General features: G+C 43.2%; 13 protein-coding genes and 6 tRNA genes. 18 read left to right on the plus strand and 1 reads right to left on the minus strand.

Annotated elements, in window-relative coordinates; genetic code table 11:
- Positions 1 to 144 precede the first annotated feature (144 nt).
- From SRRS_RS09980 to SRRS_RS10030, 11 genes are all read left to right on the plus strand, one after another.
- Positions 145 to 1,179, plus strand: a complete 1,035-nt coding sequence (locus tag SRRS_RS09980; protein ID WP_371368418.1) for a galactose ABC transporter substrate-binding protein — start codon at positions 145 to 147, stop codon at positions 1,177 to 1,179.
- Between the two features lie 181 nt (positions 1,180 to 1,360).
- Positions 1,361 to 2,878, plus strand: coding sequence for a sugar ABC transporter ATP-binding protein (locus SRRS_RS09985; protein ID WP_371368420.1), 1,518 nt, complete (start codon positions 1,361 to 1,363; stop codon positions 2,876 to 2,878).
- A gap of 18 nt (positions 2,879 to 2,896) precedes the next feature.
- Positions 2,897 to 3,910: a galactose/methyl galactoside ABC transporter permease MglC gene (gene mglC, locus SRRS_RS09990; protein WP_371368422.1), complete on the plus strand. Its 1,014-nt coding sequence runs from the start codon at positions 2,897 to 2,899 to the stop codon at positions 3,908 to 3,910.
- A 218-nt stretch (positions 3,911 to 4,128) separates the two neighbouring features.
- A complete protein-coding gene (locus SRRS_RS09995; protein WP_371368424.1) occupies positions 4,129 to 4,770 on the plus strand; it encodes a hypothetical protein in 642 nt (213 codons plus the stop codon).
- Between the two features lie 61 nt (positions 4,771 to 4,831).
- On the plus strand, positions 4,832 to 7,315 hold the full coding sequence (gene hrpB / locus SRRS_RS10000; RefSeq protein ID WP_371368426.1) for an ATP-dependent helicase HrpB: 2,484 nt from the start codon (positions 4,832 to 4,834) through the stop codon (positions 7,313 to 7,315).
- A 175-nt stretch (positions 7,316 to 7,490) separates the two neighbouring features.
- Positions 7,491 to 7,566: transfer RNA gene (locus SRRS_RS10005), tRNA-His, on the plus strand.
- A 9-nt stretch (positions 7,567 to 7,575) separates the two neighbouring features.
- A tRNA-Gln gene (locus SRRS_RS10010) sits at positions 7,576 to 7,651 on the plus strand.
- Positions 7,652 to 7,770: 119 nt separating this feature from the next.
- Positions 7,771 to 7,846: transfer RNA gene (locus tag SRRS_RS10015), tRNA-Lys, on the plus strand.
- 357 nt (positions 7,847 to 8,203) lie between these two features.
- Positions 8,204 to 8,279 (plus strand) — tRNA-Lys (locus SRRS_RS10020).
- Positions 8,280 to 8,371: 92 nt separating this feature from the next.
- Positions 8,372 to 8,454, plus strand: a tRNA-Leu gene (locus SRRS_RS10025).
- 110 nt (positions 8,455 to 8,564) lie between these two features.
- Positions 8,565 to 9,146, plus strand: a complete 582-nt coding sequence (locus SRRS_RS10030; protein WP_371368428.1) for a hypothetical protein — start codon at positions 8,565 to 8,567, stop codon at positions 9,144 to 9,146.
- Between the two features lie 352 nt (positions 9,147 to 9,498).
- On the opposite strand, the gene SRRS_RS10035 is transcribed toward SRRS_RS10030, so the two are convergent.
- Positions 9,499 to 10,746: a radical SAM protein gene (locus tag SRRS_RS10035; RefSeq protein ID WP_371368430.1), complete on the minus strand. Its 1,248-nt coding sequence runs from the start codon at positions 10,744 to 10,746 to the stop codon at positions 9,499 to 9,501.
- A gap of 232 nt (positions 10,747 to 10,978) precedes the next feature.
- On the opposite strand from SRRS_RS10035, the gene SRRS_RS10040 reads away from it, so the two are divergent.
- From SRRS_RS10040 to yihA, 7 genes are all read left to right on the plus strand, one after another.
- Positions 10,979 to 11,053: transfer RNA gene (locus SRRS_RS10040), tRNA-Gly, on the plus strand.
- Between the two features lie 244 nt (positions 11,054 to 11,297).
- Positions 11,298 to 12,587, plus strand: a complete 1,290-nt coding sequence (gene tig / locus SRRS_RS10045; RefSeq protein WP_371368431.1) for a trigger factor — start codon at positions 11,298 to 11,300, stop codon at positions 12,585 to 12,587.
- A 22-nt stretch (positions 12,588 to 12,609) separates the two neighbouring features.
- The gene (gene clpP, locus SRRS_RS10050; protein WP_371368432.1) at positions 12,610 to 13,215 is read left to right on the plus strand and encodes an ATP-dependent Clp endopeptidase proteolytic subunit ClpP; all 606 of its coding nucleotides are present in this window, start codon (positions 12,610 to 12,612) and stop codon (positions 13,213 to 13,215) included.
- A 12-nt stretch (positions 13,216 to 13,227) separates the two neighbouring features.
- A complete protein-coding gene (clpX, locus tag SRRS_RS10055) occupies positions 13,228 to 14,490 on the plus strand; it encodes an ATP-dependent Clp protease ATP-binding subunit ClpX (RefSeq protein ID WP_371368434.1) in 1,263 nt (420 codons plus the stop codon).
- 177 nt (positions 14,491 to 14,667) lie between these two features.
- Positions 14,668 to 16,362, plus strand: a complete 1,695-nt coding sequence (gene lonB / locus SRRS_RS10060) for an ATP-dependent protease LonB (RefSeq protein WP_371368436.1) — start codon at positions 14,668 to 14,670, stop codon at positions 16,360 to 16,362.
- Between the two features lie 147 nt (positions 16,363 to 16,509).
- On the plus strand, positions 16,510 to 18,825 hold the full coding sequence (lon, locus tag SRRS_RS10065; RefSeq protein ID WP_371368437.1) for an endopeptidase La: 2,316 nt from the start codon (positions 16,510 to 16,512) through the stop codon (positions 18,823 to 18,825).
- A complete protein-coding gene (gene yihA / locus SRRS_RS10070; protein WP_371368438.1) occupies positions 18,825 to 19,463 on the plus strand; it encodes a ribosome biogenesis GTP-binding protein YihA/YsxC in 639 nt (212 codons plus the stop codon). The genes lon and yihA overlap by 1 nt, the downstream gene beginning before the upstream one ends.
- The last annotated feature ends 8 nt before the right edge of the window (positions 19,464 to 19,471 follow it).

Consider the following 19,471-nt stretch of genomic DNA (forward strand, 5'->3'; position numbering starts at 1 on the left):
CTTATACTATTATGCTTTTTGATTACATATAAATTTGGTATAAAACAAAAACTAATCATTTTGGGGATTATGGAGTAGAGATAATCGGCCGATATCGCTACTTTATAATAGAATTTTGCTAAAAACAAATAAGGGGGTTATTAAGTGAAACGGTACATGAAGGGACTTATTGCGTCCACGCTGCTTGCTAGTTTAGTAGTAGCTGGTTGCGGCGGCTCTCAACAGTCTGCCTCTGTTGCGGACAAGGCTAAAGCGGTTATAGGTGTTGCTATTTACAAATTTGACGACACGTTTATGACCGGTGTTCGGAATGCCATTTCTAAAGCTGCGGAAGGTAAAGTACAAGTTGATATCGTGGACAGCCAAAACTCTCAACCTACCCAAAATGATAAAGTAGACTTGTTTATTACCAAGAAAGTAAATGCACTTGCGATCAACCCTGTTGACCGCACCGCCGCCAGTGTGATTATTGATAAAGCTAAAAAGGCTAATATTCCTGTAGTATTTTTAAACCGTGAACCACTACCCGAGGACATGAAAAAATGGGATAAAGTCTATTATGTTGGTGCCAGAGCAGAAGAGTCCGGTACTATCTCCGGTCAGCTTATTGTTGATTATTGGAAAGCCCACCCTGAAATGGACAAAAACAAGGATGGTGTGCTGCAGTATGTAATGCTCAAAGGTGAGCCGGGCCACCAAGATGCCGAGCTTCGTACCAAGTTTTCGGTAAAAGCCGTAGAAGATGCGGGAATTAAGGTAGAAAAGCTGGCTGAAGACACAGGTATGTGGGATCGGGTCAAAGGTCAGGAAAAAATGGCTGCTTTTCTGGCCGCTAATGGAGATAAGATCGAAGCTGTGTTTGCCAATAACGATGATATGGCTTTAGGTGCTATTGAAGCTCTTAAGGCGAAAGGCTACTTCAAAGATGGCAAATATATTCCGGTAGTTGGCGTTGATGCTACTGCTCCGGCTCTTAAAGCCCTCGAAGATGGTACTTTATTGGGCACCGTTCTAAATGATGCCAATAACCAAGGGAAAGCTACCTTAAATATTGCTAATGCTTTAGCCCAAGGCCTTACCCCGAACAAAGAGAACACCGGTTTCGACATAGTTGATGGTAAGTATGTTTGGATTTCTTACAAAAAAATTACCAAAGAAAATATGAACGACGCAAAATAAGATTTTTTGAAAAAGTAGACTTAGCCGCTCGACTGTACCCGTAGGAGTATAACTCCTGTTTGAAGAAGAGGGAGCCTTACAGCGGATTAGTCGTCGGATAAAGTAGTATAGGGGCAGGGGTGACTCTTGCCCCTTGATTTTAAAATGTAAATGTAAGCCGTGGCGGAAGAGAGGCGCTAAAATGACCGAACCCCCAATTCTACTTGAAATGAATAACATATCAAAAGAGTTTCCTGGTGTAAAAGCGCTTAACGATGTTACTTTAAGGATAAGTGCTGGCAAGGTACATGCCTTGGTAGGGGAAAACGGTGCAGGCAAATCAACGTTGATGAAATGCCTCTTCGGGATATACAAACCGGACTCTGGCGAGATATTTCTAAATGGGGAAAAAGTAGATATTAATAGCTCTAAAGACGCGCTTAACAATGGTATTTCAATGATTCATCAAGAATTACATCCGGTTCCGCACCGAAATGTAATGGACAATATTTGGCTTGGACGCTTTCCGGTAAAAAGTTTTGGTCTGTTTAAATTTATTGATGAAACAAAAATGCTTCAAGATACCCAAGCTCTGTTTAAAGAACTTGAAATGGATATCAAGCCGACGGCAACCGTCGGTGGTATGTCAGTATCAAAGATTCAGTCTATTGAAATTGCAAAAGCCGTCTCCTTCAGCTCTAAAGTCATTGTTATGGATGAGCCTACTTCATCGCTTACTGGTAATGAGGTAGAACAGTTGTTTAAAATCATTTGTGACTTAAAGAAAAGAGGAGTAGCGATTATCTATATATCGCACAAGATGGAAGAAATTCTGGAAATTTCGGATGAAGTGACTGTTATGCGTGATGGCCGGAAAATCGGTACATGGCCAGCGGCAGAACTGACCACCGACATAATTATTTCTAAAATGGTCGGTCGTGACCTTACTAATCGATTTCCGGAACGCAATTGTATTCCGGGAGAGGTAGTACTGAAAGCAGTCGATCTTACTTCTCCAAGATCGAAGTCTTTTAAAAACGTCAGCTTTGAACTTAGAAAAGGCGAAGTATTGGGGATAGGTGGTCTGGTTGGTGCCCAGCGCACCGAGCTTATTGAAGCATTGTTCGGACTGCGTGCGCTGACTGCCGGTGAGCTATATGTAAAAGGTAAAAAAGTGAAAATCAACTCGCCTAGTGATGCCAAAAAGCATAAGATGGCCTTGTTGACGGAAGAACGGCGGGTAACGGGGATATTCCCGGTATTATCCATCCTGGAAAACACAGCTGTTGCTAAACAAGCCAACTATGAAACGCGTTTTTTTCTCCTTAACGACGCGCTTAGAAAAGAGGAGACTGTTCAGAGCATCCAAAAGCTGCGGGTCAAAACGCCGTCAATCAAAACCGCAATAAAAAATTTATCAGGTGGAAATCAGCAAAAAGTGTTATTGGCCAGATGGCTGTTAACTGAGCCGGAAATCCTCCTGTTAGATGAGCCTACTCGGGGCATTGATGTTGGGGCAAAGTTTGAAATATATACCATTATTACAGAGTTAGTTAAGCAAGGCAAAAGCATTATTATGATAACATCGGAAATGCCTGAACTTTTAGGAATGTCTGACCGTATTATGGTTATGTGTGAAGGACAGGTTACCGGTGTAGTTGAAGGAAAAGCTGCGACAGAAGAAGAAATCATGCGCCTTGCAACGCTGCGTATGGTATAACAGGAAGGGTGGAAAGCAGTGAGTTTTGATGCAAAGAAAATCCAGGACTTTTTTATGCAGCATGCTATATATATTGTGCTTGTTGTGCTAACGGCAGCTATTGCAATCTATGACCCCCGATTTTTATCAATAACAACCATTCGCGATATTTTGCTCCAGTCATCAACAAGGGCAATTATTGCTTTAGGTGCAGCCTTTATCTTAATTACCGGCGGTGTGGATTTATCTACCGGGCGGGTTGTTGGTTTGACAGCCGTATTATCGGCTTCCATGCTGCAAGTTGCTGATTATTCCCGTAAGTTTTATCCGAACATGCCTGATTTGCCGTTGTGGATGCCTATTTTATTGGCTGTATTGGCTGGTCTCCTAGTGGGGATTATCAATGGATTTATTGTTGCTAGATTAAGTGTTCCGCCGTTTATTGCCACGCTAGGTACAATGGTTATTGTTTATGGTGTTAATTCCATCTATTTTGACTTGAAACCTAACGAGTCCCAGCCAATTGGCGGACTGCGTCCCGACTTTACCGAGTTAGGGTCAGGAGCGTTTGGAACAGGAGATTATCCTATTCCTTATATAATTTTATTTGCAATTATAATAGCATTCATTGTATGGGTTATTTTTAATAAAACCAGATTGGGCAAAAACATGTATGCCATTGGTGGCAACGTGAATGCTGCTGTTGTGTCAGGCATTAACGTCGGCCTTAACCTACTTATTCTATATTCGATTGCCGGTGCTCTCTACGGTTTAGCCGGTGTCTTAGAAGCGGCCAGAACTGGCGGGGCGACTAACAACTATGGTAATATGTACGAGCTTGATGCAATTGCAGCTTGTGTTGTTGGCGGGGTTTCAACGGCCGGCGGTATTGGTACCGTACCGGGAGTTCTGGCTGGTGTACTGATTTTTGGCGTAATTAACTATGGTCTTACCTTTATTGGGATGAATCCGTATTGGCAGCTCATTATTAAAGGCTTAATTATCGTTGCTGCCGTCGCCTTCGACATACGCAAATATTTGACAAAGAAATAAAGTCACCCTTATCCAGGGACTTAACTGCTCGCCTGTGCCCGTAGTGGTATACCCCTTTAGAGAAAAGGGCATCTTAGAGCGGGTTAGTCATCGGATAAAGCGTACTATGATGGCTGCTATTCAATTTTGAAAGCAGCCGTTATATTTTTTTCACCCTATTCGGTTATTTACATAAAATATAGTAAAGATATTATGTAAAAACAAAATAGGGGGATTTTATGATTAATCGGGATTTTTGTAACAGCGAGTTCTTACTGGAAGTATTAGAACGGCTAGATAATAACGCACTTATTTTACTTGATGACGGCTCGCTGGCTTTTGGGTGGATAGGTGAAGCTGACGACTGCGTTTTGAAAGTATTTCCGCCAATAAATACCGCAGAGATAACACAGGCAGTATACCGGCCTGCACCGGCATCACCTAATGCTAAGGAAATTTTAGCTAATAAAGTATTATTAGAATGTGAAGACATCGCTCAAGTTATTTTTGGGCCATTCCCGGCGCTGCCATTTGCCCTGAGTGATGCGCCAGTTACACGGAATGTTTATCCAGCCAGGAGCAAGGACTTCTCAACGGAGAGCAGTAATGATTTGGAAGAGCTTGCTGAAGCTGTTGAGGTGCTTGAAGGCAGAAATATCGGTATTGAAACATTGGGAAGTTGGCGAACAGGCGGACGGTTACTGGAGATTCATGATTGCAGCATTTTGTTGACAGTTGGTTCAGAGACAATAGCCCCATTAATTGTATCTGGGACGATTACTGTTTTTGGGTTGGCGCTTCCTGCTAAAGGAATTGTACTTTCAGGAGAATATCACAATGTAATCAATATCGGCGCTCTTACCGGGGTAGTTAACCCGTGAAGTAATGTTAGCTTTGCTGTATAATATTGATACAGTAATTTTTGCAGTTTTGAGGTGCCAAATGAAATTTTTGCCTATAGATAACGTAATGCCTGAAGTAAAAGCGGCGCTTAGCTCGCAGGGGAATGCTGTAGTGGTGGCGCCGCCCGGTTCGGGCAAAACAACTCGAATTCCCTTAGCGCTTTTTTCTGAGCCTTGGCTAAAAGGGCAACGCATTTTGATGCTGGAACCACGGCGTCTGGCAGCGCGGGCAGCGGCGAGGTATATGGCTGGCTCTTTAGGAGAAGAGGTTGGCCAAACAGTAGGCTATCGTATTAGGCTTGATACTTGTGTTGGGGCTGATACTAGGATAGAAGTAATTACTGAAGGCGTCCTTACGCGCATGCTCCAAACCGACCAAGCTCTGGAAGGTGTAGGTTTGATAATTTTTGATGAGTTTCATGAACGGAGTTTACACGCAGATATTGGATTGACACTAGCGCTAGAAGTGCAGGCCATACTCAGAGAGGAGCTACGTTTACTAGTCATGTCAGCAACGTTAGAGGCTGAACCAGTAGCTTCTATTCTTGGTCATTGCCCGGTAATCTGCGGGAGCGGACAAAGTTTTTCTGTCGAAACTCACTATCTGGACCGGAAGTTGACAGTCTCTGCCGAAACTGCCGTCGCCCAAACGGTGTTTCGGGCTTTGAACTATACTGATGGTGATGTTTTGGTTTTTTTGCCCGGAGCTGCTGAAATACGGGGTGTACATGCAGAACTGCTGGCAGGCGGTATTGAAAAATATGCGCAAGTTGCACTGCTCTTTGGTAATTTACCTCCCTCAGCTCAGGATGCCGCTCTTTTGCCGAGTTTACTAGGAAAGCGCAAGGTGGTTTTGGCTACAGCTATTGCGGAAACAAGCCTTACAGTTGAAGGAGTCACCACTGTTATTGACAGCGGCCTGATGCGGGTACCAGCCTATTCGTCGCGTACAGGTTTAACCCGGCTGGAGACGGTACGGGTTACACGGGCTGCTGCAGACCAGCGGCGAGGTCGCGCCGGCCGGATTAGACCTGGTGTATGCTATCGTCTATGGACTAGGCAGGAGGATGCGTATCTAGTGCCTAATAATACGCCGGAAATTCTAGCGGCTGACTTAACGCCATTGGCTCTTGAATTAGCCGCTTGGGGCGTAATCAATCCGAGCGAGTTGCTTTGGCTTGATTCTCCGCCGGCAGCGGCATTTACTCAAGCCAGATCACTGCTTGTCAAAATCGGGGCATTGGAGTCTGACGGAGCTATTACAGTTCACGGACGTCAAATGGCTGAAACAGGTCTCAATCCGCGTTTGGCGCATATGGTGCTTAAGGCGACAGAGATTGGCTTTGGCGCTTTGAGTTGTGAGTTGGCTGCTATTCTAAGTGAACGGGATTTCTTCAGGGGTAGTGCTGCTGCCCTAGATGTTGACTTGCGTTTTAGGGTTGAGACTATTCGCAATTTTAAAAACCATATTGGTGTAACTGATGCGGCAGGTCGCCGTATCAAAACAGAAAGTAACCGTTTAAAACAGAATTTTAATATTAATGCAGCACCGCAAGATGATATCGAAGCCTGTGGTTTGGTGTTGGCTTTCGCCTATCCTGACAGGATTGGGCAGCTACGTGGCTGTGGTAAGTTTCTGTTAGAGAGCGGACGAGGTGCAATGATAGCGGAGTCACAAGCGTTAGCACAAAGCCAATATATTGTGACTGCCGATCTTGACGATCAGGGTACAGATAGCAGGATCTTTCTAGCTGCTCCGGTACAACTTGAACAGATAAAACAATATTTTGATCTGCAGATAGTCAATAAAACACAGGTTGCATGGGATACTTCCTGCCAGGCTGTGCGTGCCCGGACGTATGAATGCCTCGGGGCTTTGGTTCTAAAGGAGACTCCCTGCAATAATCCTAATGAGTCTGATATTGCTGAAGCTTTATTAAAAGGAATCGCTTTGGAGGGATTGGAAATTCTGCCTTGGAGCAAAGCTGCGCGACAGTTTCAGCAGCGATTACTGTTTGCCTATTTTCAAGAAAACAAATGGCCCGACGTTTCAGATGAAAATTTGCTTGCTGCGCTTAATGATTGGCTTGGCCCTCATATTTATGGGATAACAAGCCGGGTGGAACTGGGAAAAATCAATCTGCTTACTGCCCTGGAAGGCCTGCTTACTTGGTCTGAGCGACAGGAACTAGACCGATATGCTCCACCTTATATTATGGTGCCGAGTGGTCAGCGTATTACTATAGATTATAGTACACCGGAGAGCCCGATTTTGGCGGTTAGGCTGCAGGAAGTGTTCGGATTAAAAGAAACCCCCTGTATTGCTTTGGGGAAAGTCCCTTTAACTTTGCATCTATTGTCGCCGGCACACCGGACGGTGCAAGTAACTCGTGATTTATCCAGCTTCTGGGATAATACATATTTTGAAGTAAAGAAGGATTTAAAAGGACGATACCCCAAGCATTATTGGCCGGACGACCCCACGACTGCTGTGCCGACAAATCGTACTCGGCCCAAACCATAATGGTATTTTTGATCCTAAAGATTGCTGTGAAACACCAGATGCTTATGCTATATTAATAAATATTTAAGTGAAAAATCCTTCAGATAAAGGTAGTTTTTTACATTGGAATAGATGCTTGACATAATTGATGGCAGTATGATAAAATGAATTCTGTCGTTAACGACAAGTACTAATGGTGGCTGTGGTGAAGCGGTTAACACGCCGGATTGTGGCTCCGGTATTCGAGGGTTCGAGACCCTCCAGTCACCCCAAAAAATAATAGGGGCGTAGCCAAGTCGGTAAGGCAACGGACTTTGACTCCGTCATGCGTTGGTTCGAGTCCAGCCGCCCCTGCCATAAGCAGAGAACCAGTTTCTCGCGAGTCGATAGACGAAACGAGAAACTGTGTGAATCGCTTAGTTCCAAGCGTAGCGCGGAACATCATATGCTGGCTCTTGGTAAATTTATACTGTTCTGACCCACTAGCTCAGTCGGTAGAGCACCTGACTTTTAATCAGGGTGTCCCGCGTTCGAGTCGCGGGTGGGTCACCAACTTTTTTTTTGCGATGGAGTAAACGAGGAGAAAGCTACGGCGTAGCTTTGAACATTTATCTATTGCGACTATGTTCAGTAGAAGTATTCCTTAATATAGCTTAACGTGGTATAATAGCTTATCTTATTTATACGAAGAGGTAGCTACTATCGTAGCTTTGAATTTTCTCCTGTTGCGTCTATATACAATGGGAGTATTCCTCAATGTAGTAAGGTTGCAGTATAGAATTAATCAATATTTATACGAGTAGGTAGCTACTGTGTAGCTTTGAATATTCATCTATTGCGACTATGTCCAGTAGGAGTATTCCTCAAAATAGTTTAACGTAGTATAACAGCTTATCTTATTTATACGATGACCCACTAGCTCAGTCGGTAGAGCACCTGACTTTTAATCAGGGTGTCGATGGTTCGAGTCCATCGTGGGTCACCATTTTACTTCCGAGCAATTGCGCGGAATATCCAAAAATTAGATATTGACATAGTAATTTTGCTATGATAATATATCACTTGCAATACTCATATGCGGGAGTGGCGGAATTGGCAGACGCACCAGACTTAGGATCTGGCGGGTGACCGTGGGGGTTCAAGTCCCTTCTCCCGCACCAATTCAAACAAGACTTTTAGGATTATTTCCTGAAAGTCTTGTTTTTGTTTATTCAAACGATTATATTGGGCATGCCTTGACAATAATAAGACGCATGGAGGGGGAGTTATTTTGACTAATTACGGAAAAATAACTTTGGTATTTACTGGCGTATTTCTTGCTGTTTTATTAGTCTTAGTGTTTATCCTGGCAGACCAAGGCCGCCATACGTACGCGCAAAATATTGCTATAAAAGCGTGTTTATGGGTTATTTATACATCTTTGGAAATGAAATATGGATTTGGAATAAATCATTACATACGGGTGTTCGTTATGTTGGTGATTATCAATGATAGTTTAATTGGCCTCTATTTTGACCTCTACACGACGTCCACGGTGTTTGATAAAATCCAACATGTTTTAGGAAGTTATGCTTTTTCGTTATTTGCCTACACGCTACTTTGCAAGCTGACTCAACCTGTATTAAGCCGTATTTGCAGTTTCGTGTTAGTAGTTTCGCTAGGGCTGGGTATTGGAGTTTTTTACGAAATTGGGGAATTCATCGGTGATCTGGTAACAAAGCCGAGTATTCCTAGTCAACCAAGTTTGACTGATACCAATTTGGATTTAATTGCGGATGTAATAGGGTCGCTGCTGGGAGCTGTTCATGCGACGGTTGTAACGTCGTTTAGCTGTGGTAGTGTTAAAAAATAGATAGACTGCAAGGTGCCGGGCACTTTGCAGTCCTGGAATTTATAGTGGATTGCAGGGACGATGGCTGTACGGGAAACACGTGCGAGGATTACAATAACAACGCGGTTTGCACTGACGGGGGCGGCATTGGCGTGGCCAGCAATAGCGCGGATAACATTGACGTGGGTAACAATACCGAGGATAGCATGGGGTTGATGTTGGCAAGCAGCCTACATTCTGAGTTGGCCAGCAAGGGCTCCAAGAAGGCTGGCAACCTACATTGTTAACACGATCGTCTGATTCGTCTTCTTCTAGCTCATCTTCCCAATCTTCCATTTCCGGAGTTTCCCATTTTGGATTTTTATATTTATCATTAGGCATTCGATTCGTCCTCCCAGTTTCCGGTATAAGGATTATATGAACAGTCGACAGGGGCGGCATACCAGCATTTTTGAGCGTCTTGGCTTTGTGATAACGGGCGGCAATCGGGACAAGCGTAGCGGTATTCGCAATCTTTACATTTGGTTATACAATCCTTAGTTGTTTGCCAGCAGGTAGTTAACTCCTGGTCCTTAAGTATCGTAGAAAGAGAGGTTGTTACTATGTTCCCGCAAATCTGATCGCGGGCAAAAATACACGGTATAACATCACCTGTAGCCGTTACTGCTAATCGTCCTGCCAAACAACTATGGAATTGTTTGGCTTTACTAAATGATTCAGGGTCAGTAAAAAACGGTGGTTTGATCGGCTGTTTGCTGTAATTCTGCGGCAACAGGTCAAGGTCGTCACCACGGCCTGTAGGACGGACAACATCCGGCGGGGTAGGTTCAACTCCGAGTTGCGCACAGAGATTCATGATATTTTCGGCTTCGTGTTCATTTGCTTTCATAATGATTGAGGCAACACGAAGAGGAATGCCCTTAGCGACTATTCTTTTTATGGCTGAAATAGTTTTATCAAAGCTGCCGGGATGGAGGGTAACTTTATCATGAATTTCTGCATTATTGGCGTAAATGGTAGTAGCGATGCTTACATCATACTTCTTAAAGAATTCAATACAGTCGTCATCAACGAGTGTAGCATTGGTAAATATTTCGATTAGCTCATAATTTTCTTCACGGGCTCTAATTACTAAATCGCGCCACTTCGGGTAAAGTAATGGCTCACCGCCGATAAGTTGAATGCCATTTGCTCCTTCATGTCGAGCCTCACTAATTAATTCAAGCCAGCGTTGATGTGACACACAGCCTGCAGCAATATCCGGACTGCTGGCTGAATAGCAATGCAAGCAGCGGTTGTTGCAAGTGGATGTGAGTTCCAACCAAATAAATTCCAGTTTGGACTCATAAGTAGGGAGCTTTTTCTTTACTATTGGAGAGGGGGGATCATTATAGGCTACAACAAGCCCTTTGCCTGTCAGGTTGTCGAGGAATGACAAGAACGGTTTACTTTCGGTAGCTGTAGCATCCAGGATATTCTCTAACGCTTCCGTTTTACATGCTTTTAAAAGTTCAACTGCACCTCGATTGATAGAGTACACCCGTCCTGAGATTAGATCGTAAATGGCGCCTCGTTTTTTACCTTCAACAAGAATACATTCGTCTTTTAAATAGTAATACAACTGGTCGGCCTCCTTTAAAGCATCTTTTTTCTATTTAACACAAGGAGCTATGGGAAAACAGAATAGGATAACAGTGGTTTTGGCCAGGGTTTGGCGCAAACCGTGTTATTATATGTTTATTCCATAATATGCAGGGGGGGGCTGGAGGTGATAGTTGTACGTGATTTTGTTTGGATTCTTGTTGACAAACACATTTTTATGGTATATAATTAATTTCGTTCTTAAGGAAATTGCGGAAGTAGCTCAGCGGTAGAGCATCGCCTTGCCAAGGCGAGGGTCGCGAGTTCGAATCTCGTTTTCCGCTCCATATCGAAATTTAAACCCAGCAATATCTGCTGGGTTTTTTGCTCATATCTTGTCTTTAATAGCTAATTGTGGTATGATATTATGCATGACATTGCTGCAAAAAATGGAAACTGGTTGAGGTTTTTTATGGATATACCAGGAAAACCATAAAAATTATGTCAATAATGGGAATACTACTATAGGGACTATGTTGACAGTCGATAAGCTGTGTCAGCAGTTTAATTTAATAAGGAGGAAATACATAAATGAAGGTAACAGCGGAAAGAATAGACAATCATAAAACAGTGCTTAACCTGGAAATCCCACAAGAAGAGGTGGCTAAAGCCCTGGACAAGGCTTACCATAAGCTGGCCAATCAAGTCAACATCCCTGGTTTTCGTAAAGGCAAAGCACCACGCAAGGTAGTTGAAACGCGTGTTGGTAAAGAGGCTCTGCTTGACGAAGCTTTTGAAATATTGGCTCCTGCGGCTTACAATAAGGCGCTGGCTGAACAAGCCATTGACCCTGTTGGCCGTCCGGAGATAGAAGTTGTTACTTTAGCTGAAGATCAACCGCTGGTGTTTAAAGCCACTGTGGTTAAAAAACCAGAAGTTACTCTAGGTCAATATAAAGAGCTTGCTGTAGAAAAAACTGTTGCACCAGTTACTGATGCTGATGTAGATAGCGAGCTTGAAAAGAGACGTAACCGGAATGCAAAAATGGTTGTCGTTGAAGATGCCGAGCTTCAGCAGAGCGACTTAGCTGTTATCGATTTCAAAGGTTTTATTGACGGTATTCCATTTGAAGGCGGCGAAGGCAAGAGCTATCCGCTGGAAATTGGTTCCGGCAGCTTTATTCCTGGTTTTGAAGACCAACTGATCGGTGCTAAGACCGGTGAAGAGCGTCAAGTAAATGTGTCTTTTCCAGAAGAATATTTTGTTGCTGAATTAGCTGGTAAAGCGGCTGCTTTTACCGTTAATATTCATGACATTAAGCGCAAGGAAATGCCTGAACTTGATGATGAATTTGCTAAAGAAACCGGCGATTTTGAAACCTTAGCGGAATTAAAAGCCGACATTAAGAATAAGTTAGAACAGGCTGCGGAGATGAAAGCGGAACGTGAGTTCCGTACAGCGGGTATCAAAGCAGCGGTAGATAATGCAACTCTTGATATTCCTGAAGTAATGGTTGAAAATCAAATTGATAACATGATTCAGGATTTTGATATTAACCTGCAGCAACGCGGTATGAAACTTGATAAATATCTTGAATATACTAAAATGGATATAGCAGCTCTTCGCGACAACTACCGTGAGTCTGCACTCTATAATGTTAAAACCGACTTAGTATTGGAAGCTATTGTAAAAGCTGAAGAGCTTACTGCAACTCCTGAAGAAATGCAGCAGGAAGTTCAGTCAATGGCGATGAATTATCAAACTACTGTGGAAGAAATTATGAAAGTTATTCGCGAAACAGGCCGCTTCCAGGCACTGCAAGATTCTGTTTTGCGGAAAAAGGCTGCTCAACTCATTATTGATAGTGTAGCAGCAAAATAATTTTAGTTTGAGGTGATTTCTCATGTCTTATGTGCCAATTGTAGTAGAGCAGTCTAACCGTGGTGAGCGGGCATATGATATTTACTCACGGTTATTAAAAGATCGTATTGTATTTATCGGTGGACCAATTGACGACAATGTGGCTAACTTGGTAATCGCTCAGCTGTTGTTTTTAGAATCAGAAGATCCTGATAAGGATATTCACGTTTACATTAACAGCCCGGGGGGAGTGGTGACTGCCGCCCTGGCTATGTATGATACCATGCAATATGTTAAACCAGATGTTTCTACTATTTGCATAGGTCAGGCAGCTAGTGCCGGCGCTTTATTACTCGCCGCCGGTGCTAAAGGCAAACGTTATGCGTTGCCTAATTCAAGGATTATGATTCACCAACCGCTGGGAGGCGCGCAAGGGCAAGCCACCGATATTGAAATTCACGCCAGGGAAATCCTTCGCATGCGTGAACACCTCAATAGTATTCTTGTTCACCATACCGGTCAGCCTATGGAAAAAATTCAAAATGATACCGAACGGGATTTCTTTATGTCCAGTGAACAGGCAAAAGAATATGGTCTCATTGATGCAGTCGTGGTGCGGGGTGACAGACACAAGGAGACTCCCAAGTAGAGAGGTGGTAATATGTTGAAATTTGGTGATGACAGGGGTCAACTAAAGTGTTCCTTTTGCGGCAAACTACAGGAACAAGTAAAGAAACTTGTTGCCGGGCCAGGAGTATATATCTGTGATGAATGCATAGAACTGTGCAATGAAATCATTGAAGAAGAGCTAAGTGAAGACATTGATGTTGAACTTCGCGATGTTCCTAAGCCTAAGGAAATAAATAATATTCTTGATCAATATGTTATCGGCCAGGAAGAAGCTAAAAAATCACTGGCAGTAGCTGTATATAATCATTATAAGCGTATTAATTTAGGCGCAAAAATGGACGATGTTGAGTTGCAGAAGTCCAACATTATTATGCTTGGCCCAACTGGCAGTGGAAAAACGCTTTTAGCACAAACGTTGGCTAAAATTCTTAATGTTCCCTTTGCCGTTGCAGATGCAACCTCGTTAACCGAAGCGGGTTATGTAGGTGAGGATGTAGAAAATATTCTATTAAAACTCATCCAAGCTGCGGACTATGACGTGGAAAAGGCAGAAAAGGGAATTGTCTATATCGATGAAATCGATAAAATTGCCCGCAAGTCGGAAAACCCCTCAATCACCCGTGATGTATCTGGTGAAGGAGTGCAGCAAGCGCTTCTAAAAATTCTTGAAGGTACGGTTGCCAGTGTACCGCCGCAAGGTGGTCGCAAGCATCCGCATCAAGAATTTATCCAAATTGATACTACTAACATTCTCTTCATATGTGGCGGGGCTTTTGATGGAATTGATAAAATTATCGGTTCTAGAATAGGCAAAAAATCTATGGGTTTTGGTGCTGAAGTACGCAGCAAAGAAAAGAAACAATTAGGTGAAATGCTTAAAAGCATTCTACCGGAAGATCTTCTTAAATTTGGACTTATTCCCGAATTTGTTGGTCGACTGCCGGTAATTGTTACATTGGATGCACTTGACGAAGATGCTCTTGTGCGTATTCTGATTGAGCCCAAGAATGCTCTTGTTAAACAGTATCAAAAATTCTTGGAAATAGATAATGTTCAGCTTGAGTTTAAAGAAGATGCTTTACGGGCTATTGCTGCCGAAGCTTTAAAGCGAAATACCGGCGCTAGAGGACTCAGAGCAATTATTGAAGGTATCATGCGTAATGTTATGTATGATATCCCTTCACGTACTGATATTGCGAAATGCATTGTCACTAAAGAAGTTATCGTCAATAAAGAAGAACCGATGCTGGTAGCTGCCGAACGCAAAAGTAAGAAAAAAGAAGAATCTGCTTAAAATAAAGGAGCATTGCGCTCCTTTATTTTTTTGCTCATTAATCGTTTTAAACTTGTATTTTGTGCAATCAGCTTGCCGGGTTTTGCCAGGATAAAATAATTGGCATTGCCTATACTAGACTCATGATAAAAAAAAAGCACCCAAAATCTTTGCCCGGGAAGGGAGGTTCATGGAATTTTGGATTATGCTGTCAATATTATCAGTGTGATTCAGCTGTTTTTTGCCGTGGTTATAGGGCTTTATTTTTGGAATCTGCTCAAATCGCAGCAAGGAAATAAAGTAGCGGTAGAGCGTGAATCCAAAAAAGAAATGGACAAGCTGCAAAAGATGCGGGAAATATCTTTGACTGAACCATTGGCAGAAAAAACTCGTCCATCCGACTTTTCCGAAATCGTCGGTCAAGAAGAAGGCTTGAAAGCGCTTCGTGCAGCATTATGCGGCGCTAATCCTCAGCACGTTTTAATTTATGGCCCTCCAGGGGTAGGCAAGACGGCAGCAGCCCGTTTAGTTTTAAACGAAGCAAGGCGAAATGGGTACTCACCATTCAACATGACTGCTAAATTTATCGAACTTGATGCCACAACAGCCAGGTTTGATGAGCGAGGAATTGCCGATCCGCTTATTGGAACCGTGCATGATCCTATTTACCAAGGCGCCGGTCAGTTAGGCATGGCAGGTATTCCCCAGCCAAAACCCGGAGCTGTAACCAAAGCGCATGGGGGAGTATTGTTTATTGACGAAATTGGCGAACTCCATCATATCCAAATGAATAAACTATTAAAGGTGCTAGAAGACAGGAAGGTATTTCTCGACAGTTCGTATTATAACAGCGAGGATACCAATATACCGCAGCATATACATGATATATTTCAAAATGGGTTGCCTGCAGACTTCAGATTAATTGGTGCTACTACCCGGATGCCGCAAGATATTCCGCCAGCTATTCGTTCCCGCTGTGTAGAAATATTTTTCCGGCCCTTGCTGCCTGATGAGATTAGCACCATCGCGCTGAATGCCGCAAAAAAGATTAATTATGTACTAGATGAGGGTGCGTTGGAAGTTATCAAGCGTTTTGCAACAAATGGCAGGGAAGCTGTTAATATCATTCAGATTGCAGCAGGTATTGTGCAGAGCAGCGGTAAAGCCGAACGCACGATTACCCAGGCTGATGCGGAATGGGTTATCAATTTTGGACAGTACAGTCCGCGTCCGGAAAAAAAGATTCCGCTGAAACCGCAAGTTGGCGTAGTAAACGGTTTAGCTGTATATGGCTCAAATATAGGAATGCTTATGGAGTTGGAGGTAACTGCAGTACCTAATCCTTATGGTACTGGTAATTTGACTATCACAGGAATAGTGGATGAAGAAGAAATTGGTTCCCCGGGGCGTACCATGCGACGCAAAAGCATGGCAAAAGGGTCGCTGGATAATGTACTTACAGTATTAGCCAAAGAGTTTGGTATTGAATATCATAAATATAACATACATGTTAATTTTCCTGGAGGAACTCCTGTTGATGGGCCTTCAGCCGGAGTAACGGTAGCTGCGGCGGTCTATTCTGCGGTAAACAATATTCCTATTGACAATACCGTGGCTATGACTGGTGAAATTTCTATTCGCGGTTTTGTTAAGCCGGTCGGTGGGGTAAGTGCAAAAATAGTGGCTGCAAAACAAGCCGGAGCGCGACGGGTAATAATTCCAAGTGAAAACTGGCAAGAGTTGTATAAAAATATGGATATAGAAGTCATTCCCGTTGAAACCTTTCAGGAAGTACTGAAACATGCCATGATCAAAACTGGCGAAGTGCTTAGACAGGATGTACCGGCAGTTAGACCAGAAGTCTTAGCCGCTGCTGGTGTTGATAAAGTTTAACTTTTAGCCGGGTAGTTTAGCCCGGCTGTTATTATTGGCAAATAAAAGGATTTTTTAATAGGCACTCAGAATATTTTAGATAGTGGTGTTGAAACTACTACTAATTGCATTACAATACCGCATGGTTAGCGAAGGGAGGAAGCAATTTTGGCGGAAAAACGGCGTACAATACCACTTTTGCCGCTGAGGGGAATACTAGTATTCCCATATATGATTATTCATCTGGATGTTGGTCGCGAAAAGTCCATTAGTGCTTTGGAAGAAGCCATGGTACAAGATCGATTGATTATGCTGGCCTCACAGAAGGATGCTCAAAACGATACGCCTCAGCCTGAAGATATTTTTTCAGTCGGCACTGTTGCTGAAATTAAACAGTTATTAAAATTGCCCGGCGGTACTATCCGGGTATTGGTAGAAGGTCTTCATCGAGGCGAAATTGAAGAATTTATTAACTTTGATCCTTACTATCAAGTCCAAATTCGTGAATTTACCGAAAATGAACCTAAAACACCGGAAATCGAGGCGCTTACCCGTACTGCCATCAATCAATTTGAGCAATGGGTTAAATTAAGTAAGAAGATCCCTCCGGAGACGTTGGTGTCGGTTGTTGTGGTAGAAGAACCCGGCCGCTTAACGGACCTTATTGCCAGTCATTTATCACTTAAAATTGAAGATAAGCAAACTTTATTAGATGCAGTAGAAATTAATGAGCGGTTAGAGCGGTTATGTGAAATACTCGGACGTGAAATGGAAATTCTCGAACTAGAAAAGAAAATACATGTCCGTGTTCGCAAACAAATGGAAAAGACGCAAAAAGAGTACTATTTGCGTGAGCAGCTCAAAGCCATACAAAAAGAGCTAGGGGAAAAAGATGAACGTACTGCCGAGGTCGAAGAATACCGGCAGCGGGTTAAAGAAAAAGATTTACCTAAAGATGTAACGGAAAAGATTAATAAAGAAATTGACCGTCTGGAAAAAATGCCGCCGATGGTGGCTGAAAGCGGAGTTATACGTACATATCTGGACTGGCTGTTAGCTCTGCCTTGGAATGTGGAGACCGAAGACCGGTTGGATATTACTGTCGCTGAAGAAATTCTTGACGAAGACCATTATGGCTTGGAAAAAGTAAAAGAACGTATCTTAGAGTATTTGTCGATTCGTAAATTGACGGAAAAAATGAAAGGACCAATTTTATGCCTTGTCGGACCACCTGGCGTTGGTAAAACCTCGTTGGCGCGTTCTATAGCTCGTGCCATGGAACGTAAGTTTGTTCGTGTTTCTTTGGGTGGTATTCGTGATGAAGCTGAAATCAGAGGTCATCGCCGGACCTATGTAGGCGCTTTACCTGGACGGATTATTCAGGGAATGCGGACAGTAGGATCTAAAAACCCAGTGTTTCTTTTAGACGAAATTGACAAAATGAGTGCCGATTTCCGTGGTGATCCTTCGGCAGCGTTACTTGAGGTATTGGATCCGGAACAAAATAATACCTTTAGTGATCATTATGTTGAGCTGCCCTATGATTTATCCCGAGTACTCTGGGTAGTGACAGCCAATGTAATGCATAATATTCCGCGGGCGTTGTTAGACCGTATGGAAGTTATTACTATTGCTGGCTATACGGAAGAGGAAAAGGTAGAGATTGCTAAACGGTATCTTGTACCCAAGCAAACTGCCGACCATGGCTTGACAGCTAAGCAAATCTCGTTTTCTGAAGGTACAATTCAAAAAGTTATCCGTGATTATACCCGGGAAGCCGGTGTGAGGAACCTAGAGCGTAACATCGCTAATCTTTGCCGTAAGGCTGCCCGGAGAATTGTTCAAGATAAAGGGCCTGTTATAAAAATAACAGCGCAAAATCTGCACACTTTCTTAGGTGCACCCAAATTCCGCCATGCTCAAGCGGAAAAAAACAGTCAGGTAGGTGTAGCTACCGGGCTGGCCTGGACTGAAGTTGGCGGTGATGTACTTGCTGTTGAAATTTCTACGATGAAGGGTAAGGGAAAACTGACCTTAACAGGCCAGCTTGGTGACGTAATGCAGGAATCTGCTCAGGCGGGTTTTAGCTATATTCGTTCACGGGCCACAGACTTAGGAATAGAAGAAGATTTCCATGAAAAATTAGATATTCATATTCATCTGCCGGAAGGCGCTATACCCAAGGATGGCCCATCAGCCGGAATTACCATGGCAACGGCAGTTGCTTCAGCATTGACCGGTAAACCTATTAGAAGTGATCTTGCAATGACAGGGGAAATTACACTCCGTGGACGGGTGTTGCCTGTTGGCGGTGTTAAAGAAAAAGTTTTGGCCGCGCATCGTGCAGGAATAAAAAAAGTAATCCTGCCGAAAGAGAACAAGCGTGATATTGACGAAATTCCGCCTAATGTAAAACGCAGTCTTGAATTTGTGCTGGTCGAACATATGGATGAAGTACTCAAAACCGCTATGGTGACAGAATAATGACTGAGACGGCTTCCTTTACTATCATAAATGCCAGTTATGCAGCTACCGCTGTCAATGCCAGCCAATATCCGGAAGGTGAGTTGGCCGAAATTGCATTTATCGGTCGCTCTAATGTAGGCAAATCCTCACTTATTAATTCCCTTTGCCGGCATAACGGTTTAGCCCGTACCAGCGGTACACCCGGTAAAACCCAAACTATTAATTATTTTAAAATTACCGGCAAGCTTTCCGATCAATCGCGATTAGAGTTTATGCTTGTGGACCTTCCTGGTTATGGTTACGCGAAAAGAGCCCAGACCGCCAGGGCAACCTGGTCAAAATTTATTGAAGAATACTGGCTGAATTCTGAGCGGCTTAAACTAGTGTGTCAGCTTATCGATGTGCGTCATCCGCCAATGGAAAGTGACATTAATGTATATCGATGGCTAATTGAGCATGGGCTTAACGTTCAAGTAGTGGCTACGAAAGCCGACAAAATTACCAGGGGCCGGGTGGCGCAGCATGTGCAGATAATTAAAAAGGATATTAAAATGCCTGCACTTAATCCTGATTCCCAAATTATTGCTTACTCGGCGGTAAATGGGACTGGCCGGGACGAACTTCTTGACGTTATCAGGAACATTTTGTTAAAATAATAATGCTA

Origin of the sequence: Sporomusa rhizae (genome assembly GCF_041428845.1) — a bacterium.
GTDB lineage: Bacteria > Bacillota > Negativicutes > Sporomusales > Sporomusaceae > Sporomusa > Sporomusa rhizae.